19 protein-coding genes and 1 pseudogene are annotated in these 26099 nt (G+C 70.9%); 10 read left to right on the top strand and 10 right to left on the bottom strand.

Features of this window, described 5'->3' with window-relative positions:
• Positions 1 to 233 precede the first annotated feature (233 nt).
• The 3 genes from OG965_RS04865 to fabG are packed head-to-tail and all read left to right on the top strand — an operon-like array spanning position 234 to position 6424.
• Positions 234 to 4169 (top strand): type I polyketide synthase, encoded by a 3936-nt coding sequence (locus OG965_RS04865; protein ID WP_371649462.1) that lies wholly within the window; start codon positions 234 to 236, stop codon positions 4167 to 4169.
• A gap of 57 nt (positions 4170 to 4226) precedes the next feature.
• Complete coding sequence (locus OG965_RS04860) at positions 4227 to 5666, top strand: coproporphyrinogen-III oxidase family protein (RefSeq protein ID WP_371649460.1); 1440 nt, start codon at positions 4227 to 4229, stop codon at positions 5664 to 5666.
• The gene (gene fabG, locus OG965_RS04855) at positions 5663 to 6424 is read left to right on the top strand and encodes a 3-oxoacyl-ACP reductase FabG (protein ID WP_371649458.1); all 762 of its coding nucleotides are present in this window, start codon (positions 5663 to 5665) and stop codon (positions 6422 to 6424) included. Before OG965_RS04860 ends, fabG begins: the two co-directional genes overlap by 4 nt.
• A gap of 17 nt (positions 6425 to 6441) precedes the next feature.
• On the opposite strand, the gene OG965_RS04850 is transcribed toward fabG, so the two are convergent.
• Positions 6442 to 7332: an acyl-CoA thioesterase gene (locus OG965_RS04850; protein ID WP_371649456.1), complete on the bottom strand. Its 891-nt coding sequence runs from the start codon at positions 7330 to 7332 to the stop codon at positions 6442 to 6444.
• A gap of 164 nt (positions 7333 to 7496) precedes the next feature.
• Between OG965_RS04850 and OG965_RS04845 the strand changes: the two genes are divergently transcribed.
• Positions 7497 to 9695, top strand: coding sequence for an MMPL family transporter (locus OG965_RS04845; protein WP_371649454.1), 2199 nt, complete (start codon positions 7497 to 7499; stop codon positions 9693 to 9695).
• 5 nt (positions 9696 to 9700) lie between these two features.
• Here OG965_RS04845 and gltX read toward each other — a convergent pair whose 3' ends face one another.
• The gene (gene gltX, locus OG965_RS04840) at positions 9701 to 11065 is read right to left on the bottom strand and encodes a glutamate--tRNA ligase (RefSeq protein WP_371656843.1); all 1365 of its coding nucleotides are present in this window, start codon (positions 11063 to 11065) and stop codon (positions 9701 to 9703) included.
• Between the two features lie 125 nt (positions 11066 to 11190).
• Positions 11191 to 13863, bottom strand: a complete 2673-nt coding sequence (locus OG965_RS04835) for a hypothetical protein (protein ID WP_371649452.1) — start codon at positions 13861 to 13863, stop codon at positions 11191 to 11193.
• Positions 13864 to 13945: 82 nt separating this feature from the next.
• Here OG965_RS04835 and OG965_RS04830 point away from each other — a divergent pair.
• Positions 13946 to 14209 (top strand): annotated as a pseudogene (locus OG965_RS04830) (carboxymuconolactone decarboxylase family protein); the annotation flags it as partial.
• Here OG965_RS04830 and OG965_RS04825 read toward each other — a convergent pair.
• The 7 genes from OG965_RS04825 to OG965_RS04795 are packed head-to-tail and all read right to left on the bottom strand — an operon-like array spanning position 14202 to position 20506.
• Positions 14202 to 14891: an HAD family hydrolase gene (locus OG965_RS04825; protein ID WP_371649450.1), complete on the bottom strand. Its 690-nt coding sequence runs from the start codon at positions 14889 to 14891 to the stop codon at positions 14202 to 14204. The pseudogene OG965_RS04830 and the gene OG965_RS04825 overlap by 8 nt on opposite strands.
• A 1-nt stretch (position 14892) precedes the next feature.
• Positions 14893 to 15699 (bottom strand): ABC transporter permease, encoded by an 807-nt coding sequence (locus OG965_RS04820; RefSeq protein ID WP_371649449.1) that lies wholly within the window; start codon positions 15697 to 15699, stop codon positions 14893 to 14895.
• Positions 15696 to 16463, bottom strand: a complete 768-nt coding sequence (locus tag OG965_RS04815) for an ABC transporter permease (RefSeq protein WP_371649447.1) — start codon at positions 16461 to 16463, stop codon at positions 15696 to 15698. Before OG965_RS04815 ends, OG965_RS04820 begins: the two co-directional genes overlap by 4 nt.
• On the bottom strand, positions 16463 to 17416 hold the full coding sequence (locus OG965_RS04810; RefSeq protein WP_371649445.1) for an ABC transporter ATP-binding protein: 954 nt from the start codon (positions 17414 to 17416) through the stop codon (positions 16463 to 16465). Before OG965_RS04810 ends, OG965_RS04815 begins: the two co-directional genes overlap by 1 nt.
• On the bottom strand, positions 17413 to 18474 hold the full coding sequence (locus OG965_RS04805) for a hypothetical protein (RefSeq protein ID WP_371649443.1): 1062 nt from the start codon (positions 18472 to 18474) through the stop codon (positions 17413 to 17415). Before OG965_RS04805 ends, OG965_RS04810 begins: the two co-directional genes overlap by 4 nt.
• A complete protein-coding gene (locus tag OG965_RS04800) occupies positions 18471 to 19298 on the bottom strand; it encodes a hypothetical protein (RefSeq protein ID WP_371649441.1) in 828 nt (275 codons plus the stop codon). Before OG965_RS04800 ends, OG965_RS04805 begins: the two co-directional genes overlap by 4 nt.
• Positions 19295 to 20506, bottom strand: a complete 1212-nt coding sequence (locus OG965_RS04795; RefSeq protein WP_371649439.1) for a M16 family metallopeptidase — start codon at positions 20504 to 20506, stop codon at positions 19295 to 19297. The genes OG965_RS04800 and OG965_RS04795 overlap by 4 nt, the downstream gene beginning before the upstream one ends.
• A 379-nt stretch (positions 20507 to 20885) precedes the next feature.
• Between OG965_RS04795 and OG965_RS04790 the strand changes: the two genes are divergently transcribed.
• Genes OG965_RS04790 through OG965_RS04770 form a run of 5 tightly spaced genes read left to right on the top strand, consistent with a single transcriptional unit; the run spans position 20886 to position 26028 of the window.
• Positions 20886 to 21695, top strand: coding sequence for a glucose 1-dehydrogenase (locus OG965_RS04790; protein WP_371649437.1), 810 nt, complete (start codon positions 20886 to 20888; stop codon positions 21693 to 21695).
• Positions 21692 to 23605 (top strand): hypothetical protein, encoded by a 1914-nt coding sequence (locus tag OG965_RS04785; protein WP_371649435.1) that lies wholly within the window; start codon positions 21692 to 21694, stop codon positions 23603 to 23605. The genes OG965_RS04790 and OG965_RS04785 overlap by 4 nt, the downstream gene beginning before the upstream one ends.
• 40 nt (positions 23606 to 23645) lie before the next feature.
• On the top strand, positions 23646 to 24410 hold the full coding sequence (locus OG965_RS04780) for a dTMP kinase (protein WP_371649433.1): 765 nt from the start codon (positions 23646 to 23648) through the stop codon (positions 24408 to 24410).
• Positions 24407 to 25630 carry a hypothetical protein gene (locus OG965_RS04775; protein ID WP_371649432.1) on the top strand — a complete coding sequence of 408 codons (1224 nt, stop codon included), beginning with the start codon at positions 24407 to 24409 and terminating at the stop codon, positions 25628 to 25630. Before OG965_RS04780 ends, OG965_RS04775 begins: the two co-directional genes overlap by 4 nt.
• Positions 25627 to 26028: an NUDIX domain-containing protein gene (locus OG965_RS04770; RefSeq protein WP_371649430.1), complete on the top strand. Its 402-nt coding sequence runs from the start codon at positions 25627 to 25629 to the stop codon at positions 26026 to 26028. Before OG965_RS04775 ends, OG965_RS04770 begins: the two co-directional genes overlap by 4 nt.
• The last annotated feature ends 71 nt before the right edge of the window (positions 26029 to 26099 follow it).

The following is a 26099-nucleotide window of genomic DNA, read 5'->3' as shown; positions in this document are numbered from 1 at the left end:
CCTGCCCGCCGAAGGTGTGCTTGACCCCGTCGCTGCCCCGCACCTAGCCTTGCAAAGGTGCGCTAAAGGGCATTTCGGCTGACTCGTGCGTGGACCAGCGGCTCGCCGAAGCCCTGGAAGCCGGCAAGTGAACGCGCTTTGACACGTCACACCTTGTGGCCGTCCTGGGCCGCCACCCCGTGTGGGCCCCGCCACGACGACAGCGCCGTCACCCCCAGCCGAAGGAGATCGGCATGGACGCTGAGCCCATTGCCTTAGTAGGGATCGGATGCACACTGCCCGGTAAAGTCCACGGGCTGGACGATATGCACACCGTCCTGCGGGAAGGGCGCGACTGCGTCGAAGAAATACCGTCCAGCCGCTGGGACGTGGACGAGTTCTACGATCCCGATCCCCTGGCCCTGGGCAAGACCTATACCCGTCACGGCGGATTCGTCGACGACGTCGACCTCTTCGACGCGACGTTCTTCGGCATCTCGGATGCCGAGGCGACCCGCATGGACCCGCAGCAGCGCCTGCTTCTGCAGACCGTGTGGCACGCCCTGGAGCACGCCGGGCAGAACGCCGACGAGATCAGGGGCAGCAACACCGGTGTCTTCCTGGCTCTCATGAACAGCAACAGCTACTTCATCCTCAAGCACGAGGCCTTGGGCCTCAACGGCATCACGGCCTACGACTCGATGAGCGACTCGATGAGCATCAGTGCCGGCCGCGTCGCCCACTTCCTCGACCTCAAGGGCCCGTGTCTCACAGTGGACACCGCCTGTTCCGGTTCGCTGGTCGCCATGCACCTGGCCAGGCAGTCCATCCTCACCGGCGAGTGTGATTCGGCCATCGTGGCCGGGGCCAATCTGATCCTCAACCCGCAGGTCCACATCGCGTTCTGCAAACTCGGCCTGTTCTCGCCCAGCGGGCAGTGCCGGTCCTTCGACGCGAAGGCGGACGGGTACGTCCGCAGCGAGGGCTGTGTGGCCGCGCTGCTGCGCCGCCAGTCGCTCGCCGAGGAGCGGGGCGATCCCGTCCTGGCCCACATCGTCGGCACCGCCATCAACCACGACGGACGCACCCCCGCGCTGACCGCCCCCAACGGGCGGACCCAGGAGGAGGTGATGCGCGCCGTCCTCACCCGCAGCGGCATCGACCCGGCGCAGGTCGACTACGTCGAGGCACACGGCACCGGGACCCCGGTCGGCGACCCCATCGAGATGGGCGCCATCGCCAACGCCTACGGACGGCCGCGCACCGCCGGGCGGCCGCTGTACGTCGGCTCGGCGAAGAGCAACTTCGGACACACCGAAGCCGCCGCGGGACTCCTCGGCGTCGTCAAGGCCGCCCTCTCCCTGCACCGCGAGACCATCTACCCCAGCGTCCACCTCGACCGCCTGAACCCCAAGATCGATCTCAGGGGTGCCGCGGTGGAGGTCCCCACCGAGCCGGTGCCCTGGCCCCGGGGAGACGTGCCGCGCCTGGCCGCCGTCAACTCCTTCGGCTACAGCGGCACCAACGCCCATGTGCTGCTGCGCGAGGCCCCGCGCCCGCGTCGGCACACCGACGCGGTGCGCCGACGCCCCGCCGAACTCCTTGTGCTGTCCGCCAAGTCGTCCGCGAGCCTGGACGCGCTGGCCGACCGCTGGGCGCAGTACCTCTCGCGCACCGACCGGGACAGTCTGCCGGCCGCCGTCTACACCGCCGCCGCCGGGCGGGCCGCGCACCGCCACCGTCTCGCGGTGACCGGACGGGGCGGCACCGAGATCGCCAACGACCTGCGGCTGTGGCGGACCCGCCGCACACCCCCGTCGGTCACCGGCGGCCACCCGGTCAGGGCCGCCAGGACGGCCTTCGTGTTCACCGGCCAGGGCGTCCAGTACCCGGGCATGGCCCGCGAACTGTACGACCACGAGCCGGAGTTCGCCGCCGCGATCGACCGGTGCGCCGAGGTGCTGGACGGCGAACTGCCCGTACCCCTGCGGCAGCTCCTCTTCGACGAGCGGTCACCGCAGGCGCTCGACGACACGCGGCTCGCACAGCCGGCGCTGTTCGCCGTCGAGTACGCGCTCGCATCCCTGCTGCGTTCCTGGGGAGTGGTTCCGGACGCGGTGGTGGGGCACAGCATCGGCGAAGTCGTCGCCGCGTGCGTCGCCGGCATGCTCACCTTGGAGGACGCCGCCCGCTTCAGCGCGGTACGCGGCCGTCTCATGGGCGAACTGCCGCGCGACGGGGTGATGCTGGCCGTCGCAGCCGACCCCGGGACCGTCGGGGGCTGGCTGTCCGGGCGGGAGGCCGACGTCTCCCTGGCCGCGGTCAACGGGCCGCGCGCCGTGGTCGTCTCCGGCCGGGCGGAGGCCGTGGAGGAAGTGGCGCGTCTCGCCGGGGCACAGGGCATCCGCACCACCCGGCTGCGCACCTCCCACGCCTTCCACTCACCGCTGATGGACCCGGTCCTGCCCGAGCTGGGCAAGGCCGCCGCCACGCTGGCCCCCGTCGCCCCGGCCGTCCCGGTGTTCTCCGGCGCCACAGGCGAGGCACTGACCGGTGAGGAGGGGCCCGAGTACTGGAGCCAGCAGGCCCGTCGGCCGGTCCGGTTCCACGACGCCCTGCGTGCGGTGGCCGCCAGTGGCTGCACCGCGGTCGTCGAGATCGGCCCCCACCCCGCGCTGCGGACGTATGTGGCGGAGGCGTTCGGCACGGCCGACGTGACGGTGATCCCCACCCTCCAGCAGGACGGGCGGGACGTGCGCAACCTCCTCGCCGCCGCGGGCGCCCTGTTCACGGCGGGTGCCGGCGTCGACCTGCCCGCGCTGTACCGGGGCCCGCGCCACCGCCGTACCTCCGCCGCCCCGCAGTACCCCTTCCGCAGGGACCGGTACTGGGTGACACCCGAGGACGCCGACCGCTCGGCGACCGCACCGGCGGCTCCACCACGGCAGGCAGCCCCCGAGCCGCGACCGGCGGCGCAGAGTGTCCACCGGCAGGACGTGCAGCCCGGCACACCGTGGGTGGACCACCGCATCCTCGGTGCGACCGTCTTCCCGGCCACCGGCTATCTGGAGCTGGCCGTCGACGCCCGCGCCTCGGCCGACGGCTACGGCTCCACACCGGTCGAGCTCACCGACGTCAGCTTCGTGCGGCCGCTCGTCCTGGCCCCCGCCAGGCCCAGCAGCGTACGGGTGGACCTGGCGCGCGAGGGTGCTCCGGCGGACGGCCGTTTCCGGTTCACGGTGGCGGGGGGCGACGGCGCCGACGCGCCCCGGTACTGCCACGGGACGGTCGGCCCCGTCGGCGAGCAACCGGGCGACTGTGCCGAGCGCCTTGAGGATCTGCGCGCACAGATGTCCACGTCGCTCGCGCCCGGGCGCCTCTACGGACTGCTGCGCGAGGACGGCCTGGAGTACGGCGCGAGCTTCTCCACCGTCCGCGAGCTGTGGACCGACGAAGCGGGCGGCCAGGCGCTGGGCCGGATCACCGCCGCTCCCGACGGCGCGGCGCGGGCCGGGCATCCGCACCGGTTCGCGACCATGCTCGACGGCTGTCTGCACCTGGCCGCGGCCGCCGCACGCGACGGCGCCGCCAAGGGCACCTATCTCCCGGTGGGAATCGGCCGGATGGTGCTGCACGGCCCCCTGCCCGACCAGATCTGGGGCCATGTCCGGCTGCGTACCGATGCCACCGACACCGCGTTCACGGCGCGCCTGCGCGTCCTGGACGACACCGGGCGCCTCCTCGCGGACCTGGACGCCATCGAGTTCCGGCGGGTGGCCTCACTGACCGACCCGGAGGCGGCCCCGGCCGGGCCCGCCGGCAGCCGTTCGCGCGAGAGCGGCCAGTCGCGGCGCGAACTGCGCGAACGCGTCGAGCCCCTCGCCGCCGGGGAGCGCCGGCAGGCGGTCATCGACTGGCTCATGGTCGAGATCGTCGACACCCTGGGCCGGATGTCGACGGAGCTGGAGATCGACATGAGCGATCTCGACCCCTCGCTGGCCCTCCTTGAGATCGGCCTCGACTCGCTGACCATCACCGAACTCCAGCGGCGCATCCAGGAGAAGCTCGACTTCCGTTTCAAGGCCATGGAGGCCCTGGAGTACCAGAGCATCGACGAACTGGCGGAGTACCTCCTCCACCAGGTGATCCTGGCGGACCCGGCCGACGTCGGCGCTCCGGCGCACTCCTGAGCCCGGCCCTCCGCCGCAATCGGCAGACCACATCCGGCAGATCCCACCAGAGGGGAAGTGCCAGCAACCGTGTTGAGCCCCGACTTCGTCAACAACTACCTCGACAGCCACCTCGGTGAACGCCAGGTCAACAAGATCCAGCACGGCTTCCCGTCGCCGCGTTTCTGGAACGAACTGTCCGTGCCCCTCGACGAGATCGCCGAGGACCGGATCCACCTGCGCGAAGCGCACGGCACATCACCCGTGTTCCTGTACGTCGGCGTCCCGTACTGCATCCAGACCGACCCCGGAAAGTGCGGGTATTGCCTCTTCCCCGTGGAGGAGTTCCAGGGCAACGCCGCCCTGGAGACCTACTACGGGTACGTGGAGCGGGAAGCGGAGATGTACCGGGAGCAGATGCAGGGCTCCGTCCTCGCCGGAGCGTACTTCGGCGGGGGCACCTCCAACCTCTACAAAGGCCCCGTCTACCACCGGCTGATGGACATGGTGCGCCGTCTCTTCCCGGAGATCTCGGAGCAGGCGGACCTCACCCTGGAAGGCATTCCCCAGCTGTTCTCCCGGGAGAAGATGCAGGCCATCAGCGACTCCGGGATGAACCGCATCAGCATGGGCGTGCAGCAGGTCAACGAACGCCTCAACAGCTTCAGCGGCCGCAAACAGACCACCAAGCACGTCATCCAGAGCCTGGAGTGGGCCCGCGAGCTCGGGCTGTCCGCCAACGTCGACCTGATCTTCGGCTGGCCGCAGCAGACCGTCGACACGATGCTGGAGGATCTGGAGACCCTGGTCTCGTGGGACGTCTACGACATCACCCACTACGAGCTGAACGTCGGCGGTCCCACCGACTTCGCGCTCAACCGCTTCCACGAACTGCCCAGCACCCTGGCCAACCTGGAGCTGTACCGGGCGGGGCGCGACTTCCTGCTCGACCGGGGCTACGAGCAACTGTCCACGTACAACTTCCGCCGTCCCGGCGACCCCGCGGCCCACGACTTCCGCGAGGGCTACACCACCCGCTTCGACCACCTGGACACCCTGGGGCTCGGCTACGCGGCGATCACCTTCTTCGGCAATCCCGCACTCGCCTCGGGCCGCTCCTGGTCGTTCATCAACCAACGCAACCTGGCCCAGTACAAGGCGGCCGTCGACAACGGCCGGTTCCCCGTCGAACGGGGCTACCGGCACACCTCCGAGGACTGGCTGATGATGCTGCTCTTCCGCAGTCTCATCAGCACGGAGATCGACCGGACCCAGTACGCGGCCGCCTTCGGCCTCGACGTCTACGACAAGTTCGCCACCGTCTGGGACGCCCTGGCCGAGCGCGGGTACGCGCGGATCACGCCGGAGCGGATCACTCTGACCGGCGACGGCCCGTTCTACGCACCGATGATCTCCGCCCTGATCTCCGAGGACCGCTACCGCGAGCTGCGCGAGGAGGCGGCGCGGCGCAAGAAGGAGTCCGGCAGGCCCGCGGCCGCGTCCCGGAGCGGACAGTGACGGACGACCTCCCCCTGGCGGGGCGCGGCTGCGTCGTCACCGGCGGGTCGCGGGGCATCGGCGCCGCGGTGGTGCGCCTCGCACTGGCGCAGGGCGCCGATGTCGTCTTCGGCTACCACAGCGACAAGGACCGCGCCCGCACCCTCGCGGACGAGCTGGGCGCCGCGTATCCCGACCAGCGCTGCGTCCCGCTCTATGCCCAGGTGGCCGACACCGATGAGGCCGAGCGCTTCGCCGTCGCGGCGCTCGGCCACCTCGACCGGTTCGACGTCCTCGTCAACAACGCGGGCGTCACCCGGGACACCCTGTTCGCCCGGATGACCCCGCAGCAGTGGCGCGAGGTCATCGGCACCAACCTCGACAGCATGTACACCGTCACCAAACCGCTGCTGATGCCGCTGGTGAAACAGCGCGGCGGTGCCATCATCAACATCGCCTCCTCCTCCGGGCTGCACGGCATCCCCAGTCAGACGGCCTACTCCGCCGCCAAGGCCGGGGTGATCGGCTTCACCAAGGCACTGGCCAAGGAGATCGGTGCCCGGGGCGTCACCGTAAACGCGGTCGCCCCGGGACTCATCGAAACCGATATGACGGCCGCGATACCGCCGGACAAGACCGAGTTCCTCAAATCCCTCATCCCCGGCCACGCCTTCGGCACCCCGCAGGACGTGGCGCACCTGGTGTGCTTCCTCGCCTCCGACCGGGCCCGCTACATCACCGGGCAGGCCATCGAGGTCTCCGGCGGCCTGGTCGTATAGGTGCCGTACGGGGTGGCTCAAACGGTCTGCCCATGGCCGCCGCTCACGCGCAGGAGTCCCTCCTGGGCGAGAGTGGCGGCCAGGATCCCGTCACGGGTGAAGACCCGGCCGAGGACGAGGCCACGCCCTCCGGCGGCCACTGGCGTCTCGTGGGCGCAGAGCAGCCAGTCGTCCGCACGGAAGGGGTGGTGGATCCACACCGTGTAGTCGATGCTGCGGCCACTGGCGTGGAACCACGAGACGCCGTGCCGCACCAGCACGGTCTCCAGCATGGTGACGTCGCAGAGGTAGACCAGGAGGCAGGCGTGGAGCAGCCGTTCGCGGTCGCCGCCCGCCCCGGGGGACAGCTTGCCCTTGGTGCGCACCCACACCTGGGTCCGGGCGGACGCCAGCGACGGGTCCTTCTCCACGTCGAAGCTCAACGGCCCGACGAAGCGCTGGTCGTAGGGCTTGCCCAGGGGCGACACCTGCGCGCCGAACGCCTTGGTCAGCCGTTCCTCGTACGTGGGCAGGTCCTCCGGAGCCGGAACCGGAGGCATGGGGTCCTGGTGGGCGAGGCCCGTCTCGGGCCGGTGGAAGGAGGCGGTCAGGGAGAACACCTCCCGGCCACGCTGGCTCGTACACACCCGTCGGGCGGCGAAGGCAGTGCTGTCCTTGACCCGTTCGACCCGGTGCTCGAAGGGCGTGTTCGGCACAGCGGGCCGGGTGAAGTGAGCGTGCATCGAGTGCACGTCCAGCCCGTCGGACACCGTACGGCCGGCGGCGGCCAGCGCCTGGGCGGCCAGATGTCCTCCGTACACGGGGGAGGAGGGCTCCAGGGGAGCCGGTCCGAGGAAGTGCTCGCCCTCGCCCCGGTCGGGCACGGGGTCCAGGTCGAGCAGGTCGAGGAGTGCGCGTTCCTGATCCATGGGCCCCACTCACCTCGGCGTCGCCGTGCGCCAGCCAGTATCGCCAGGCCGGCCCGGCCCATCAACCGAACAGGCCGGAAAGGTGGCCGAGTTGTGCCGCTGACAGGACACCGGTCCGTGCGGTACCTCGGAGCAACGCCCGGTTGACGATCGGAGGACCCCCCATGTTCGACCGCGTCAGCGCGTCGCTGTACCGGCGGCGCGTGGCTGTGCTGTGGGTGAGCGCGGTTGTCGTCGTACTGGCGGGAATCGGCGGCCTGGGGGTGGAGAACCGGCTGGTCCACGGCGGGTTCGCGGATCCCGGGGCGCAGTCCTCCCGTGCCGAGCGCCTGGTGGCCGAGCACTTCCCCGCCGCGGACGACGACCTCGTTCTGCTGCTGCGCGGCGCCGGTCCGGTCGACTCGGCGCAGCTGACTTCCCTCGGCTCAGAGCTGACCCGGCGCGCGGAACGGACCCCCGGCGTGCGCGCGGCCACCTCGTACTGGACAGCCGGGCGCGCGCCCTCGCTGCGCTCCCGGGACGGCTCCATCGGGCTCGTCACCCTCTCCCTGCGCGGCGACGAGGACGACCGGGCGAAGACCGCGGAGCGGCTGGTGCCGGACGTGCGGCGGCACGCGCGGGGGGTGACGGTGATGGCGGCCGGGTCCGCGCAGGTGCAGTCGGAGGTCGGCAAGCAGACCGCCCACGATCTGCTGCTCGCCGAGGCGATAGCCACGCCGATCACCCTGGTGCTCCTCCTGCTGATCTTCGGCAGCGCTGTGGCCGCCGCTCTGCCGCTGGTCATCGCGCTGCTGTCGATCCTGGTGAGCCGGGCCGTGCTCAACGCGCTGGCGGGCACCGTGTCGATCTCGGTGTACTCGATGAACTCCACCACCGCGCTCGGCCTCGGGCTCGCCATCGACTACAGCCTGTTCATCCTCGCCCGTTTCCGTGAGGAGCTGCGCGGGGGCGCCACGGTGCGCGAGGCCCTGGTGCCCACGGTGCGCAGGGCCGGGCGGACGGTCGCGTTCTCCGCGCTCACCGTGGCCCTGTCCCTCGTCGCCCTGCTGGTCTTTCCCCAGTTCTTCCTGCGGTCCTTCGCGTACGGCGGGATCGCGGTGGTCCTCACGGCCGCCGCGGGCGCGGTCTTCGTGCTGCCCGCGCTGCTGGCCGTCGTGGGCCACCGGGTCAACCGCTACGACGTCTTCGCCCGGTGGCGCGGTGCCGCGCCGCCCGCCGCTCCGCAGGACGGGCGCTGGTACCGGTTCGCGATGGCGGTGATGCGCCGCCCGGCCCTCTACGGCGGGGCCGTGATCGTACTGCTGCTCGTCCTGGCCTCCCCGTTCACCCGGGTCTCCGCCGGTCTCTTCGACGACCGCTCGCTGCCCGCCGACTCCCAGGTGCACCGCGCCACGCAGCTGCTGCGCGACCGCTTCGACGCGGGCGTGCTGGGCACGGTCCCGGTGGTGGTCGAGGGCGCGGGGCGCGGCCTGGATTCCTACGCCCGCACACTGTCCACCGTGCGGGGCGTACGCCAGGTGACCGCGTCCACCGGCTCTTACGCGGCCGGCCGCCGGGTCCAGGAGCCCGGCGCGGGTGCCGCCGCGCTGGTGGACGGCGATACGGCTCTGCTCTCCGTGGTCTCCTCGGTGGAGCAGGACTCGTCCGCCGGCACCCGACTCGTAGGCCGTCTGCGGAAGGTGGCGCCGCCCGACGGCACCGAGGGGGTGTGGGTGGGCGGACGGGCCGCCGAGGTCAGGGACAGCACCGCGGCCATCACCCGGGCCACTCCGGCGGCGATCGGGATCGTGGTGGGCTTCTCCCTGGTGCTGCTGTTCCTGTTCACCGGGAGCGTGCTGATGCCGCTGAAGGCGCTGGTGCTCAACACCCTCAGCCTCAGTGCCACGTTCGGGGCGATGGTGTTCGTCTTCCAGGAGGGCCACCTGTCGTTCCTGGTGGGCAGCCCGCTGCACACCGGCACCCTGGACGCGACCATTCCGATCCTGACCTTCTGCGTGGCTTTCGGCCTCTCCATGGACTACGAGGTGTTCCTGCTGTCCCGTATCCGCGAGCGCTACATGCGCACCGGCGACAACACGGAGTCGGTGGCCTTCGGCCTCCAGCACACCGGCCGCATCATCACGGCCGCGGCGGTCCTGGTGGCCGTGGTCCTGTTCGTCTTCGCGGTCTCCGGGGTGACGCTGCTGAAGCTGCTCGGCGTCGGCCTGGCCCTGGCGGTGATCCTGGACGCGACACTGGTCCGCGCGGTACTGGTCCCCTCGTTCATGCGCCTGGCAGGCCGCGCCAACTGGTGGGCCCCTGGGCCGCTGCGCCGCCTCCACGACCGGGCGGGGCTGCGGGAGGACGTGGACGACGGGGCCTGACCGAGCTACTTGGCGAGCCTCGTCAGTGCGGCATCCAGTCGCGCCAGTGTCCGCTCGCGCCCCAGGACCTCCAGCGACTCGAAGAGCGGCAGGCCAACCGTCCTGCCGGTCACCGCGACGCGTACCGGGGCCTGGGCCTTGCCCAGTTTGAGGCCGTGGGCTTCGGCCACCTCCTCCAGGGCTGTCTTGAGGGAGTCGGTGTCCCACGGCGCCGCGGCGTAGCGCTCCCGGGTGTCCTGGATGATCGCTTCGGCGCCCGGCTTCATCGCCTTCGTCCACGACGCCTCGTCGTCCACCGGCTCGTCGAGGAACAGCCAGTCGACGTACTTGGTGATCTCGCTGAGCACGGTGATGCGTGTCTGTGCCAGCGGTGCCACGGTCGCGAAGGCGGCGGCGTCGAAGGACTCGGGTGACCAGGTCGCGTACGGCTCGGTCAGCCACCGACCGCACGCCTCGATGAACTCGTCGACCGACAGATCGCGTACGTACGCGCCGTTGAAGGCGGACAACTTCTTCACGTCGAAGAACGCCGAGGAGCCGTTGACGTCCTTCACCCGGAACAGGCGTTCCAGCTCCTCCTGCGGCCGGATCTCCATGTCGCCGCCGGGGCCCCAACCCAGCAGCATCAGATAGTTCACCATGGCCTTCGGCAGATAGCCCTCGGCGAGGTAGTCCTCCAACGCGACCTTGTCGCGCCGCTTGGAGAGCTTCTGCCGCTTGTCGTTGACGATCACGGGCAGATGCGCCCACACCGGCGGCGTCGCACCGAGCGCCTCCCACAGCAGCTGCTGCTTCGGCGTGTTCGACAGGTGCTCCTCGCCCCGGATGACCTGAGTGATCCCCTCGGCCAGGTCGTCCACCACGTTCGCGATCAAGAAGACGGGTGATCCGTCACCACGCGCGATGACGAAGTCCTCGATGGCGGAGTTCGGGAAGGCCGGCTCGCCCCGGACCAGGTCCACGACCACGGTCGCGCCCTCGTCGGGCGTACGGAACCGCAGCGCCCGCCCCTGCGCGTACTCCAGACCGCGCTCCCGGCAGAACCCGTCGTACCCGAGCTGCTGCGACCCGGTCCGCTCCTGGACCTGTTCCCGGGTGCAGTCGCAGTAGTAGGCGTGACCGGACGCGTACAAGCGCTGCGCGGCCTCGCGATGCCGGTCGGCGTTCTGCGACTGGAAGTACGGCCCTTCGAAGGCGGGGTCGGCCTGGGAGATGCCGATCGACGCGAGCGCCCCGATGATCCCGTCCGTCCACTCGGGCCTGTTGCGCGCGGCGTCGGTGTCTTCGATACGGAGGACGAACGTGCCGCCGGACTGTCGCGCGACGGCCCAGTTGTAGAGAGCGGACCGGGCCCCGCCGACGTGGAACATTCCTGTCGGGGAGGGAGCGAAGCGAACACGAACCGGGGTAGTGGGCATGGGGGGAGATTACAGATTTTCGGCGAGGCGCCGCTCGCCAATACCGGCCTGACGCGCGAGTTGACCGTCCGGCCCCGTCACACCGGGATCTGGTAGCGATGGACCAGGTAGCGGCAGGTGTCGGCCACCTGCTGGTCGCTCAGTGCCGCGTCGCAGACGACCGCGGTGGCCACGAGTCCCTGCAGCGCGTGACCGTGGTCGGCGCGGTAGCCGAGGACCGGCGTGGACCAGCCGACGGTACGGACGCGGTCGTCCCTGCGCAGCTCGTACGGGTACCCGTTGGTGTACGTCTGGAGCCTGCGGGCCGCACCCGCGGTGCAACGGACGGCGTACACCGCCCAGTCGTTGTCCGACTCCGCCGTGCGTGACATGAGCAGGTAGTCGAGCTGCCAGCCCTGCCCGTTGCTGCGCAGCGCGCCGGGCCGCCCGGGTGCCGAGTCGAACGTGGGCAGGCGTTTCGCGACGAAGAACCACGTCGCGGCGCCGCTGGTGCCCTGCATGGCGGGGAAGCCGTACTGGCCACCGGTGAACCGCAGTGCCGCGAGGCCGTTGACGGCAGCGCTCTCGAAGACGGCCGGACTGCCCGTGGGAGCACCGTGGTGGTGGGCCGGACTCAGGTCCTGGAGTTCGGTGACGGCAGCTCCGTCCCTCAGAGGGTTGCCGTCACCGTCGTGGAGGGCATCGGCGCGGTAGTAGCCGATCAAGCCGGGGAGGCTCGGCAGCGGGTCGTACGGCCAGGAGGCGAGCGGCGGCGCCGACACCGCAGGCGGCACCGTCCCGATACCGATCCTGGCGGAGGCGCCGGGGGTGGCCGTGTTGATGACCAGGGCCTTGCCCGTCGGTGGCAGGCCTTCGTAGAGGCCTTGCCACAGCGGGCCGTCCACCGCGATCAGAGCCGGCATACGAGGATCCGCGTGATGGTTGAACGACCGCTCGACCTTGCACCAGCCGACGCCCTTGTGCACGTCCGGAAGTGCCCCGCGCTCGCTGCCGACGAGCCGGATCGCGACGGTGTGTTCGCCTCCGGCGCTTCCGACGCAGTCGCGTACGACCAGCTGGGTCGGCCCTCCGATGTCGTCCGCGAGGCTCGCCCAGATGTAGCTGTCACGCGGCAGGTCCGCATGGAAGCCCTCGAAGTCGATCATCCAGTTGTCGAGCACGGCTTCCGTCTGGAACAGCTTGACCACCGATTCGCACACGGCGGAGTCGGTGCAGGGGACGTCGCGGTAGGCGACGCGCGATCGGAGGGCTTTGAACGCGGAGCGTCCGTAGTAGCCGAGTGTCAGATCGGTGGCGGTGGTGTACTGGCCGAAGCTGTAGATGGCGCAGTCGGTCTGGTGCGCGAAGTGGCAGGAGCGCAGCGACACCGGATAGTTGACTCCGAAGTGGTGCGAACTCAGCCCCTGAGCGCCGAATTCCACCACGACGCTGTCCATCGAGAAGTTGTAGACGAGACCGAGACCGATGGCCTGCCCGTAGTGTGTCGCTTTCGGCGCGAACGAGAAACCCCTGACGTTCAGCTTCTCGCATCCGTTGCCCTCGACGTATTCGCGCAGATCGTTCGGGACGAGGAATCCGCGCCCGAACACCCCGGGGTCCCCTTCCCACAGAATCTGCAGATCGGGCACGCCCGCGGCGTTCTTGTGCACCTGCTCCCTCATCGTCAGGGCACCGAAGACATGGCTCTCGACCGTGAGGCACCGCAGGTCGTCGACCTTGCCGTTCGCGTCTTCCTGTTCCTGCCCCTCCGCCAGGGCCCGGTAGCGAAGGACGTCGGAGAACCGCAGCGCGCCGAAGGTGAGGTCCACCGGATCGTTCTCGTTGCCGGGGATTCCGGCCCGGCCGGACGAGTTCGGCCCGATGGCGGCGAGCCGGAACGGGGCGTACCAGTTGGGTGTGAACGCCAGGTCCCGGCCGGGCTCCTTCGGGGCCCACCCGTCGTTGATCAGCGAGAGATCCGGCTGGACCTGTACCCGTCGCGTCGCCTGCTGCCGGTTCGTCCACGCGGTCACCGTGCGGGCGTCCAGGTCGAGTTGGAAGGAGCAGCGCAGTACGGGCTGGGTGGGGTCGAAGGGGATGCGGATCTCGCGGTGCAGGCCGTCGCTCGTGAGGAGCGCGAAGACGACCGCGGGCGGGTTCTCGTTCGCGTTGACGTACGCGTAGAACGGGGACGGCCGGTGGAACGCGTCGACCATGCCGAACAGCGGCTGTACCGACCAGGGCATGACGTCGTTGCGGATGACGAAATCCACGGTCAGCTGACGGACATCCGACCAGTAATCGCCGTCCGTCGGGCCGAACTGGAAAGGCGAGCAGGGGAGGGTCACCGTGGCCTCGCTCGTCGGCCCTCCGGCGACCGGGGAGGGGACGCGGGTGCGGCAGCCCCACCGCTGGTCGGTGACCGAGGTGTCGAGCATGCCCCTCAGGTCCGCCCAATGGCCGTCACTGAGCGGCTGTCCATGGGTGACCCGGCGGAGCCCGAAGGTCAGCGCAGGCGTGGCCCCGACGGCCTGCAGCACGCTCGTCCGCCCGCCCTCGCCGACGATGCGGACCCGGTTGCGGTCCACCAGTACGGAGCGCAGGAATTCATAGGGCTGGGGGTCGGCGGGGACGAAGACGACCCCGCCGACGTTCTCGTCGAGCGCGTCCACGGCATTCTGGAACGCGTCCGAACACGTCGAGCGGCCGGCGGGGCCGGGAATGGCGTTGAAGTCACGGACATTGACGAATACGGGGGCCGGAGGCGCCATGAGCCGAGGCTATCCACGCTCGGTGCGAGGGAACAGGCCTCAACTCCTTTTTGTATGAGGTGACTTACGTCGTTCCTTAGCGGCGCAGGGTGGTTTCCTGGTGCATGTGCGAGAGTTTCGCGGTTCGACGCAGGAGCTGGTGTCGCTGCGGGCCGGCCAGATCAACGGCTGCGGCTGGTGCATCGATATGCACATCAAGGAGGCCGCGGCCGCCGGTGAGAGCGACGGGATCGCCGCGCTGGTCTCGTTGATCGCCATGATCAACGCGGCCAACCGGCTCGCTGTGATGGTGCACCAGAAGGGAGGTTCCTACGAGGTCGGCATGTTCGCGGCCGCGGTCAGCTGACCGGCAGCCGCATCCGGCCCGGGGCCAGGCTCCGCAGCAGCCCCGGGTCGGCCAGGGTGGGGTAGACGGCGTCGCCGGTCAGGGCCGCGCCGGGGGAGGAGTGGACGGCGACCACGTACAAGCCCGCGGCGCGGGCGGAGCGGATGCCGATCGCCGAGTCCTCCACCGCCACCGCGCGGCCGGGTGCGACCTGGAGCTGTTCGCAGGCGGTGCGGTAGAGGTCGGGGGCCGGTTTGGGGCGGTCGACGTCGTCGCTGCCGAGGATCAGCTCGAACGCGGCGGCGAGGCCGACGCGTTCGAGGTGGTGGACGACGGCGTGGCGCGGCGAGTTGGAGACCACCGCGAGCGGGCGGGTCGCGGACAGCCGGGCGACGAACTCGGCCGCGCCCGGCATGGCGGTGACGCCTTCGTCGAGGCTGGCGGCGACGAGTGCGCGGACCTGTCCGGCGAGCGCTTCGTGCTCGGCCGGGCGGCCGAGCAGTCGGCCCAGTGCCCGGCCCAGCTCCGTGAGGTGCAGTCCGATCAGGGCCAGTCGGTCCGCGTCGCCCAGCGACACTCCGTGCCGGGCGCAGACGGCCGCGCAGGCCCGGTCCCAGTGCGTCTGGGTGTCGACGAGGGTGCCGTCGCAGTCCAGGACCACGGCGTCGGTCGGTGGTACGCGGGTGGCGGGTGTCCGGGTCACGTCAGGCACCCGTTCCCATCGAGCCGGAGCGGCGGCCCCGACGGGCCATCAGGCGGAACATCCAGGAGGCCGCGACGAGCCAGCCGATGCCGAGCAGCACGGCCCAGCAGGCGGGGACCAGGGCGGGCCCGGTGCCGCCGCTGACGGAACGTATCGCCTTGAGGGTCTGGGTGAGGGGGATCGCCTGCGCCACCGCCCGTACCCAGTCGGGCCAGTACGAGGTCGGCACCTGGACTCCGCAGACCGCCATCATGAGCAGATACGTGGCGTTGGAGACGATGTTGCGGGCGCCGTCGGCGTTGAAGGCCACCGCGGCGACGAACAGGCCGAAGCAGTAGGTGCTCGCCGCGGTGAGGACGACCAGTGCCACCACGGGCAGGATCTGCCCGGCCCGCCAGTTCACCCCGAACGCCGGTCCGAGACCGAACAGCGCGACCAGCGAGGTGACCGTGCCGCTCACCGGCCACTGCAGGCTGCGGCCGATGAACACCCAGGAGAGCGGGGCCGGGGCCGCGGACAGCAGGGTGAGGGTGCCGACCCGTCGTTCCCAGGTGGTGGAGACGACGACCATCATCGATTCGATGACGCAGGTCATGACCGCGTTGCCGACGAGCAGATAGCGCGTCTGGTCGGCGGATCCGATGACATGGCCGAAGAAGGCGAAGAAGGTGACCTGGGCCAGCATCCGGCCTAGCCAGCCGAACGTCCAGGTCTTCCAGGTGTACATGTGGCGCATGTCGGCCAGCGCGTTGGCGGCGCTGTAGCGGATGATGCGCGCGGGCGCGGTGATCGATGTCGTGAGGCTCATGAATGGGACAGCGTTCCTAGTCGGCGGACTCGGCGCAGCACGCGGTGCAGCAGCGCCATTCCGATCAGATGGCTCGCGACGCCCAGCGCCAGGACGGCGGTCAGGCGGGCGGCGACGTCGTGCGGGGCCGGGGCGGCCAGGCTGTCGCGCAGCAGGTCGCCGCTCCACGAGAGGAAGATCAGGTGGGACGCCGGCCGGAGCCAGAACGGCAGCATCGCCACGGGTATGAGGACACCGCTGAGCAGGTAGAACGGGTAGGTGAGGGTGTTCTGGACCGTGCGGGCCGAGGGCATCAGGATGAACAGCGGGGAGAAGATGGTCGCGGTGGCGGCCATCGCCAGCGCGGTCACCACCAGGCACAGCACGAACGGAAGCGGGTGGCGCACCGCCAGCCACCGGTCGAAGACGAGCCCGGCGACCAGCCACGCCTCCGCGAAGGAGAGCAGACCGAGGGTGGTCACCGCGCAGATCCGCCCGATCACCAGGGTGGAGAGCCGCGCCGGTACGGCGATCAGCGCTTCCAGGGTGCCCGACCTGCGCTCGTCGCCGATCAGCTCGCCGGCGATGAACAGGGCCAGGGTCCACAGCGACATGAGGGTGGGGGACACGATGGCGAACGGGGCGAGGTCGGGCCGCTCCGCGTGCTCCGCGATGGCCATGAAGACCAGCGTGAACAGCGGGGCGGTGACCCAGATCTGCAAGGTGTCCGGGGAGCTCCAGGCGACCCTGAGCTGGAACCGGAAGCCGGTGAGGAAGATCCGCATCAGCCGACCGCCATCCCGCGGTCGCCGATGAGGTGGAGGTAGGCGTCCTCCAGGTTCGGCCGCTGGGTGGACAGTTCGGACACGCCTGCCTCCACCAGCAGCCGCAGTACGGTACGGGTCACCGCGGCGTCGGAGGTCTCCACCCGGAGCCGGCCGGAGGGCTCGCGCTCGACGGAGACGACGCCCGGCAGCTCGGTGAGCGCCTGCCGTGTCTGGGCCGGTACCGCGCCCGCGACCACGCGTTCGTGACGGGGCACCACCTCGCCGATGGCGGAGGGGGTGTCGGTGAGGAGCACGCGGCCCCGGTCGATCATGGTCACCAGATCGCAGACCGCCTCGGCCTCGGCCATGTCGTGCGTGGTGATCAGCACGGTCCTGCGCTCCGCGCGCATCTCGCCGACGAGTCCGCGGAAGTCGCGGGCGGCCACCGGGTCCATGCCCACGGTGGGCTCGTCCAGGAGCAGCACGCGCGGGTCGCCGACCAGCCCGCGGGCCAGGTGCAGCCGCTGTTTCATACCGCGCGAGAAGGTGTCGACGCGGTCGCCCGCGCGGTCGGCCAGGCCGAGGCGCTCCAGCAGTTCGTCGGCCCGCAGCCGCAGCGCGGCGCCGTGCAGTCCGTACATGGCGGCCCAGAAACGCAGGTTCTGCCGGGCGCTGAGCCGTCCGTACAGACCGCGGTCGCCGCCGAAGACGATCCCGATGTGGCGGCGGACGGCCGCCGCATCCGTGGCGGCGTCGTGGCCCAGGACCTTGGCGCTGCCGGAGGTTGCCTCCAGTACGGTCGAAAGGATCTTGCACAGGGTGGTCTTGCCCGCGCCGTTGGGGCCGACCAGGCCGCGTACCTCGCCGAGTTCGACGGTCAGGTCGACGTCGCTGAGGGCCTGGGTGCGTTTGTCGCCGGCCCGGCCCACGCCGTAGTCGCGGCACAGCGCGCGTATCTCGATGGCACTCATCGTGGTCCTTCGGGCAGGTGGGGGAGGGCGGCGAGGGCCGCTTCGTAGCGGTCCGGCGCGACCAGTTCGGACTCGACCAGCAGGTAGTCGCCGACCGGGGTCAGCATCAGGGTGTCGCCGCCCGCGTGGTGCTCCACCGCGCGCCGCCAGTCGGACCGGTCGGCCCGGCGCAGCTCCATGCCGTAGCGGATCCGCTGGGCCGCGGCGCCTCGGGCGGTGGCCGCGCCGCGCAGCTCTCGCTCCTGTTCGGCGGCCGGCTCCAGCCTTCGGCGGAGCTCCTCGAAGGGGCCGAGCGGCGCGCACCGTCCGGCGTGGGCGAGCAGTTCCGCCACCTCCGGGGCCAGCCGGAACTCGCGGACCGTCGCCTCGGCGTCCGCGACCGAGTCCGGGCCGATCTGGGAGAGGACGATCGCGTCGATCGCGTCGACGGCGTGGAAGGCGCGCTGGAAGCGTTCCTCCGCGATCGCGAGGAGGCCGGTGAGCACCTCGTCCGCCGGGGGCCGGGAGCGTACGGGCAGCACCGCGCCGTCCCCGAAGTAGGCGGCGGTGCCCACCTCGATCTTGGCATCGCGGTCGAGCAGGGGGTCCAGCGGCGCCCAGGAGAGGGTGGCCATCATGTGCCGGTGCTCGCCGTCGATCAGCGAGTAGTCGATCGCGTCGACGCTCTGGTGGTCGAGCACCACCCGGACGACGTTCCAGAGTTCCCTCTCGCCGGAGACGACCAGATCGAGGTCGCCCGTCGGCCGCAGGACGCCTTCGGGGTAGTGCTGGGCGATCGCCGGTCCCTTGAGTACGCGTACGGGGTGGGCGGCCGAGACCGCGGTGTGCAGACGGTGGTAGCCGTCGGCCCGGGTCCGGGCGCGGCGCAGTTCGTCGGCGGATCCGGTGCCGAGCCGGTGCCCGGCCCGCTCGGCGACCGAGAAGACCAGCTGGACGAGGGCTTCCCGGGTGGCCCTGGCCCGGCGGACCAGGAAGCGCAGGTCGTCGTCGGGGGAGAGGTCGAACAGCCGGTACAGCAGCGGCAGATCGACCGAGTCGGCGCGGGCGCGGGTACTCATACGGAGGTCTCCTCGTCGGGGCGGGGGCGGCGCCAGAATCGGTGGTCGAGGCACCATCCGCGCTCCAGCAGGGACGCCACGACGCGGGCGCCGCTGTCGGGGCCGGCGCTGTCGTGCACGACGTTGCCGAACAGCGGCCGTTCCCGTTCGGCGGCGAGGGCGGCGCACGCGGCGACCAGTGCCGTGGTGCCGGGCCGTACGACGTCGCTCTCCTCGACCAGCAGGTCGAACAGGTCGACGAACTCGGCGCCGGTGACCTCGTCCTGGGCGTCGGTCAGTACGGTCGCGTGACCGACCGGGCGGCCGTCACGGGTCAGCAGGAAGGAGACCCGGCCGGGGGCGTCGAGTACGTCGGTGGCCGCGGCGTCGATGAGCTCTCCGGTCCGCACGTCCTCGGGCCCGTATCCGTAGCCGTCGGCGATCGCGCGGGCCAGCCAGCCCGCGATGAGCGGGTCGTGCTCCGGTCCGGCTGCGGTGATGGCGAGGCCGGCCGGTGGGCGGGGGGCCTGCGCCGCGGCGCCGGTGTGGCGCACATAGCTGAGGGACGGCCGCCACGGTGCGGGCAGTCGGGTGTCGCCGGGCGCGCGCAGCAGCAGCTCCGTGGCCTCGGGGTGGGCGGCGGCGAGCTGCCGTTCCAGCTCGGCCAGGGCGGCTGGAGTGGCCAGCAGCTCCGGGGCGGCGTACTCCACCAGACAGGCCTCTTCCTGGGTGATGGGGTCGGTCTGCGCTCCCGCCACATAGACGTGGTGGTCGATCTCGGCCCGCATCCGCTGCTCCTGGGCCCAGGCGAGGTAGGCGGGGGAGACGCTGGTGCGGGTGCTCATGACGCCTCCGGCCGTACGACGACGGTCAGTTCGCCCAGCACCTCGGCCGCCGCCGCGCGGACCTGCTCCGCGTCGACGGCGTCCAGGGCCGCCAGCTCCGTGGCCAACGACCACGCGGTGGTGCCGGCGCGGCTGCGCTGGGCGACCATGCGCAGATGGTCCAGCGGCGACTCGCTGTCCAGGATCAGCCGCATCCTGGCCTGTCGGTGGGCGGCCGCCAGGTCGTCCGGGTCCGGTCCGGCGGACGCCAGTTCGGCCAGGATCTCGCGCACGATGCCGACGACCGTTTCACCGTTGCCCGGTTCGATGCCGACCAGGACCCGCCATGCGCCCGCCTCCTGGTAGCCGCGGTCCCAGCACGCGAACGTGTAGGCCAGTCCGGCCTCGTTGCGCAGTCTGCGGTAGAGCGGGGACGAGGGGCTGTCGCCGAGCAACTGGGCCAGGATCGCGAAGCGGCGGCGCCGCGGGTCGTCGGCCCCGGTGGAGCGGGCTCCGACGCAGACCCAGCCGTACTCGTCGGGCCAGGTCACGGCAGCGTCGGCGGGCTCGGCGAGAGGGGCCAGGGCCTCGGCGGGCGGCGGGACGGCGGCGGCCGGCACGGTGCGCCCGAGGCCGTCGAGACGCGGCAGCCGGGGCCCGGTCACGACCAGCGTCATGGCGCTGGTGAGGAATCTGGTGCGGTGTCCGACCAGTACGTCGAGGAGGGTGGTCCGGCGGATCTGTTCGACGTCGCCGCCGACCGGCCGGCCCAGCGGGTGGCCGGGGAACAGCCGGGCCAGGAAGGCGTCCTGCACGACGTCGCCCGGGTCGGCCTGCGCCGCGGCGAGCTCCTGCAGGACCGCGTCGCGCTCGGTGTCGAGGACCGCTTCGGTCAACTCGGGCCGGAGTACGGCCTGGTGCAGCAGTCGTGCCACCGTGTCGGCGTCGTCGGCGTGCACCTGGGCGTAGAAGAGCATGATGTCGAGACCGGTCTCGGCGTTGGCGTGGCCGCCGAGCCGTTCCACCTGCTCGCAGAAGGAGGGACGCCCGTCCAGCGGGGCCGACATCAGCGTGTGCTCCAGCAGATGGGCGAGCCCGCCGTGCTCCGCCGGATCGTCGCGGGAGCCGTAGCGCACGGCGAGGCAGATGCTGGTCGTGCGCAGCCGCTCGTCCAGCAGCGCGATCGTCGGCAGTGTGGAAGGTACGACGACGGTGGGCGAGCTCGGCATCTCGGCCTTTCCTGGGTTTCTCGGACGGTCTGTACGGAGAGACAAAGCAGGGCGGAGCAAGTGCTCCGCCCTGCTTTTTATGAGCGGAAATTACCGCTGCTTCGTCGACGTCTTGTCCAGACGCGGACGGAGCGACACCTTGTGAGCTCGCATTTTGGTTGCCTCCCTTCATCTCTCGGTCGGTCGGGGGTGCCCCAGAAACATATGAGCATCAGAAACGCCGCGTCAAGCCCGGATCGAACGACTCATTCGTTTTTCTCGCGTATAGATAATTCGTTGATGAGCCGTATATGTGTGACCGTTCCGACGTAGATCAGAGATATATGGGAGCTTGCCAGGCTGAGCGGCTCACCAGCAGATGAGAGGGGTTCGGCCAGCCATGACCGACCAGCTGCCGATGGCAGGAAAAAGCGCCCTGATAACCGGTGCGGGTTCCGGAATCGGCCGATCGATAGCCTGGGGACTGGCTCGGTCCGGCGCCCGTGTGGTGCTCAACGACCGCGACTGGAGCAGTACGGAAGGCCGCCGTCGGGAAAAGGAGTCCCGGGAATATCTGGACGGTCTCGGTGCCGACTACCAGCTCATCGAAGCGGATGTCTCTTCGGAAGCCGCGGTGAAGGACATGTACCAGCTCGCGCTGAGCGGGACGAACTCCCTCGACTTTCTGGTGAACAATGCCGGCGAACAGCTCCCCGCCGCCGCTCATCTGCATTCCCTCGCGGATTTCTCCCGTGTCCTCGACACCAATCTGGTCGGCGCGTTCCTGTGCGCCAGAACGGCTCTCGACCACTTCGTGCGCACCGGCGTCCGTGGCGCGGTCCTGAACATCACGAGCGTCCACGAGACGGTCCCCAAGCCCGGGTTCGCCAGCTACGCGGCGAGCAAGGCGGCGCTGCGGATGCTCACCGCCACCCTGGCCCTGGAGTACGCGACGTACGGGATCCGGGTCAACGCCATCGCCCCGGGCGCCATCGACACGGAGATGAACCAGGACTGGGTGTCCGACCAGGACAAGAAGGCCCGGGCCGAAGCGCGCATACCGCTGGGCCGGATCGGACAGCCCGACGAGGTGGCCGGCCTCGCCCTCTTCCTGCTCTCCGACGCCGCGCGCTACATCACCGGCCAGTCGGTGCTCATCGACGGCGGCCTCAGCCTGCACACCGACTTCCAGCACGAGTGGGCCGCGTGAACGTCATCGCCCTCGACGGGGCCGACAACTCGGGGAAGACCACCCAGCTGAGGCTGCTTCGGCGGGCGACCGGAGACGCGGTACGGATCGGCGAGAGCGTCCACCACTACCAGCCGCGGTGGCCCCGGCTCTCCGGCGCCGAGCTGGCCCACTGGTGGTTCACCGAGTCGCGCAGCGAGGACCTCGTCACGCTGCTCCTCGACGGCTACCGCAGGCGCCTGGACGCACTCGGCGACCAGCCCGGCCGGGTGATCCTGGACCGCGGCCTGGCCACCGTCGAGGCGAGCTGCGTCGCCTCCGTCATGCTCAAGGACGATCTCTCGGCGCGGGACGCCGAGGCCATGGTCGCCGAGTTGCGCGCCGAGGTCCTTGGCGCCCCGGCCCCCGAGCCGTACAGCGTTCTGCTGAACCTGGGCCCGGCGGCCGAGGGGGCCGCACTCAGCATCGGACGGGAGCGGGGCGCGGACGAGCGGTACGCCCGATACCAGCACCTGTTGCACGCCGCCCTCGAAACCCGGCGGAGCCGGCACGCCACGGTCATCGACGCGAACCGGTCCGACATCGTCGCCGTGCAGAACCAGCTCCGGTCCCAACTGTCCCAAGTCGGCCTCCCCGTACGTCCGTTGCTGGGCGACGTCCGGCGGGTCATCGGCCTCGGTGGTCTGTCGGAGAGCGGCAAGAGCAGTGCCGGAGAGTATCTGCGCCGCCGGTTCGACACCACCCGGCTGAAGCAGGGTTACCTGATCGAGCTGGCGGCCGCCCGGCACGGCCTCGCGGATCCCTACGGCGAAGAGCCCCGACTGCTGGCCGAGCTGGTCGTCGACGAACTGGACCGTTACGCCCACGCGCACTACTACCTGCTCGACTACACCATCGAGAGCCTGCACCGCCCCGATATCACCCGGGAGCTGAAGCGCCTCCTCGGTGAGCGTCTCAGCGTCGTCTATCTGGACGCCGCCCCGCAGGTGCGCGCCCGGCGCTCGCTCGTCGACCCGGCCACCCTGGCCCACAACGACGAGGTGAAGCGGGCACGGGGAGCCGACCGGATCGCCGCGACCTGCGACCTGCTCATCGACAACAGCGGCCCCTGCCCCGATCTGGAGCGCGCCCTCGACCGCCTGATGAACGGCGCCACCGCACGCCCGGCCGCCGCGTCCCTGCGGGTGACCGATCCCCTGGAGCTGGCGGCGCCGACCGCGCTGCGACACGCCGCCGCCACCGCGCTGCGCGGGATCCGGGCCGCGCTGGGTGAGCGGCTGCTGCTGTTCGCCGTGGCCGGCAGCGTCGGGTTCGGCACCGCCGACCCCGAACTCAGCGACCTCGACGTCCTGCTGGTCGTCGAGACCGGATGCACCACCGACCTGGCGGCCGAACTGGTCAGACTGCGGCGCGAGTTGGACGTCAAGCTCGGCGTCACCGTGCTGACCCGCCACGAACTGCTGATGCAGCGCTGCGACTCGCGCACGTTCAGTGCCCTGTACTCGCTCGGGCAGGGCCGGATCGGCTGCCAGTACGTCAGTGCGGACCTGGAACTGCCGGACTTCACCGGGTCGGAGCGCCATCAGCGGACCATCCAGTACCTGGCCCGAACCCTGCACGAGATCCGGCGTCCCCTGCTCGGCGTCGAGACGAGCCGCTACCGCCTGTACAAGTCGGTGCTGAACGCCGCCAAGATGCTGTTGCGCCTCGCCGGTGTCGAGGAGACCGACCCGGCCGCCATCTCCGCCCAGTTCGAGCGGACGTTCCCCGCTCGGGGCAGGGCCCGCATCCCGGACCGGGCGGAGTACCGGGAGCTGGGACAGGACGAGATCGCGGCGGTCGCGTCGTCCGTCCTGCACTGGTTCGAGGAGTACCTGGCCACCGCCCGCACGTCGACGGCCGCCGACGTGGCCACCCTGACCGCAGTCTGAATCCGTAGGCGTACCGCATGATCCGTAGGAGAACCGCACTGTGAAGATCGACGACAACGTTCCCGACCCGGGCGAGGTGATCCGGCCCTACCCCCGGCTGGCTCCGGTACGCAACATCGGCGCCGCGGCCGCCGAGGCGGTGCCGCCGGGCCGGCTCATCGCGGTGGAGGGGTCCGACGGCGCGGGCAAGACCACACAGATCGAGCTGCTGAAGGCGGCGCTGACCGCCGACGGCTGGGACGTGCGGGTCTGCGCCTTCATCAGGAACCCGCTCATCTGGCACTCCAAGGCGCGCGGCAAGTACGACAACTGGGATCCGTACACCATGGCGCTCATGTACGCCTCCTCGCTCGTCGACCTCGTCAACCGGGAGGTGCTCCCGCACCTCGCCTCGGGCGGTGTGGTCATCATGGACCGCTACCTCTACTCCGTCATGGGCCGCTCGGAGGCCCGTGGCTGCGACCGGCAGTGGCTGACCGGGCTGCTCGCCCCGGCCGCCCTGCCGCACCGCACCCTGCATCTGCGCACACCCGTCGCGCAGTGCTTCGACCGCAAGGCCGCCCTCTCGACGACCTTCTCGTACTGGGAGTGCGGGGTGGACGTGCACGGCGACGACGCGCTGCGGTTCGCCGGTCCCAAGGAGGCCTACCGCGACAGCTTCATCGCCTACCAGCAGCGCGTCCAGGACATCGTCGAGGACCTGCTGAAGGACGCCGACGCACTGGGCCTGCCGGAAGCGGAGCGGGAGACGACGGCGGCCCGGGCGGCGGACTGGGTGCGCACCGGCCTGGCCGGGTCCCCGTGACCGCGCCCGCGGCCGCACCCTCCCTGCGGCAGCTGCTGGCCGACCGGGCCGACGCGCAGGACTGGGCCGGCGTGGCGGCGCTCAGCGGCGTCGAGGTGCTCGGTCCCGTGCCGTCGGCCCTCGGCCCGAGCGCCCCCGCCTGGCGGCACGCGCTGGCGTCCCGGGGCTACCGGATCACCGACGTGAGCGAGCTGAAGAACTCGACCTGCGGCTTCGCCCAGCGGGACGGACGGCCGTACTTCTTCAAATACGTACGCGCCAGCAGCGCCGTCGCCGAGCTCGCCGGCTACCTGGACTTCGGCGCCGCGGGCAACCGGGTGCCGGCCCTGCTGTCCCTGCTGCGCACGGACGCCGGGACAGTCATGGTGTACGAGTACCTCCCCTCGATGGGGCTGGGGCGGGGCACCCTGTTCGACCTGCTGTGCCGGGCCGAGCGGGGCGGCACACTGCTGCCGGCGGGGGAGGTCGAGCCGCTGCTCGACCGGATCCGCGCGAACTGTGCCCGGCGCACGGTGAGTTCAGCCTCGCCCATCGACGTCTTCTTCGCCCGCCGTGTCACCGAACGGCTCGTCCCGTGGTACTTCGAGCGCCACCGGCCGTGGCTGGACCAGCACGTGGTGGTCAACTCGGTGCCGCAGCCCGTGACGATGCGAGACGCCATGGAAGGCACCGCGGCCTTCTTCGAGGGCCTCGGCGCACGCGAGTGCATGCTGTCCCAGGGGGACTTCAGCGAGACCAACGTGGGCAGGGGAGCGGTCTTCGTCGACCTGAGCAACGCCGGGTACAACGACGTGCGCGGGGAGTTGGCGACCGCCTTCTGGTCGCTCTTCCTCGGCGGTGGATACCTGTTCCCCAAGTACCATCCGGCCGCCTACCGGTGGCGGGAGGCCCCCCACGCCGACGCGGCCCCGCTCTGCCGGGCGCGCCTGGACTCCCGCACCGCGACGCTGCACATCGACCTCGCACACCGGCTCTCGCCCGCCCGGGCCGACCTGCTCGGCCGTCTGCTGGACGTCTTCGCCGACGCCTTCGGCCCCGGGCTCTTCGACCGCGGGCTGGCCCCGTACCTGGTCATGCGGGCGGTCGGCGTCCTCGACCTGGACACCCTTGACCCCGCGGACCGGGCCGCGTGCACCGCTCTGGTGCTGTACTTCTGGAACGAGCGCGACGACCTCGGTAACGTCCTGCGCACACTTGTCGATCATGGGAGGACCCGATGAAGGCCCGGGCCGTGGCGATCGTCCGGAAGGACGACGCCGTGCTGCTGATCCACCGCCGCAAGGGCGGCGCGGAGTACTACACCCTGCCGGGCGGAGGAGTCGAGGAGGGGGAGACGCCCGAGCAGGCGTGCGTACGCGAACTGGCCGAGGAGACGGGGCTGCGCGCCGCCGTGGAGTCACCTCTGCACACCCTCGACAACGCGGGCCGCTCCGAGCACTACTTCGTGATGGGCCCGGCCACGGGCACGCCGCGCCTCGGCGGCCCGGAGAGCGAGCGCGACTCCGGCGACAACCAGTACCGGCTCGTGTGGGTGCCCCTGGCCGACGTGGCGTCCATCGGTCTGAAGCCGGACGCCATCACATCGCACCTGGTCGGAATCCCCAACACCGTAAGATGATCCTCCGTTTACCGGTTCGCGCCAGATCGCTGGAGACCAGCAGCCGGTGAGACTTGTGCGCGCGCCGGGGG

This window comes from Streptomyces sp. NBC_00224 (assembly GCF_041435195.1).
GTDB lineage: Bacteria > Actinomycetota > Actinomycetes > Streptomycetales > Streptomycetaceae > Streptomyces.
This window is presented reverse-complemented; position numbering and strand designations above follow the sequence as displayed.

Bases quoted from the DNA above. Each gene is read 5' to 3' on its own strand.
- OG965_RS04795 (WP_371649439.1), bottom strand. From the start codon at position 20,506: ATGCCGAGCTCGCCCACCGTCGTCGTACCTTCCACACTGCCGACGATC.
- OG965_RS04800 (WP_371649441.1), bottom strand. From the start codon at position 19,298: ATGAGCACCCGCACCAGCGTCTCCCCCGCCTACCTCGCCTGGGCCCAG.
- OG965_RS04850 (WP_371649456.1), bottom strand. From the start codon at position 7,332: ATGGATCAGGAACGCGCACTCCTCGACCTGCTCGACCTGGACCCCGTG.
- OG965_RS04805 (WP_371649443.1), bottom strand. From the start codon at position 18,474: ATGAGTACCCGCGCCCGCGCCGACTCGGTCGATCTGCCGCTGCTGTAC.
- OG965_RS04835 (WP_371649452.1), bottom strand. From the start codon at position 13,863: ATGGCGCCTCCGGCCCCCGTATTCGTCAATGTCCGTGACTTCAACGCC.
- OG965_RS04790 (WP_371649437.1), top strand. From the start codon at position 20,886: ATGACCGACCAGCTGCCGATGGCAGGAAAAAGCGCCCTGATAACCGGT.
- OG965_RS04770 (WP_371649430.1), top strand. From the start codon at position 25,627: ATGAAGGCCCGGGCCGTGGCGATCGTCCGGAAGGACGACGCCGTGCTG.
- gltX (WP_371656843.1), bottom strand. From the start codon at position 11,065: ATGTTCCACGTCGGCGGGGCCCGGTCCGCTCTCTACAACTGGGCCGTC.
- OG965_RS04820 (WP_371649449.1), bottom strand. From the start codon at position 15,699: ATGAGCCTCACGACATCGATCACCGCGCCCGCGCGCATCATCCGCTAC.
- OG965_RS04810 (WP_371649445.1), bottom strand. From the start codon at position 17,416: ATGAGTGCCATCGAGATACGCGCGCTGTGCCGCGACTACGGCGTGGGC.
- OG965_RS04865 (WP_371649462.1), top strand. From the start codon at position 234: ATGGACGCTGAGCCCATTGCCTTAGTAGGGATCGGATGCACACTGCCC.
- OG965_RS04845 (WP_371649454.1), top strand. From the start codon at position 7,497: ATGTTCGACCGCGTCAGCGCGTCGCTGTACCGGCGGCGCGTGGCTGTG.
- OG965_RS04815 (WP_371649447.1), bottom strand. From the start codon at position 16,463: ATGCGGATCTTCCTCACCGGCTTCCGGTTCCAGCTCAGGGTCGCCTGG.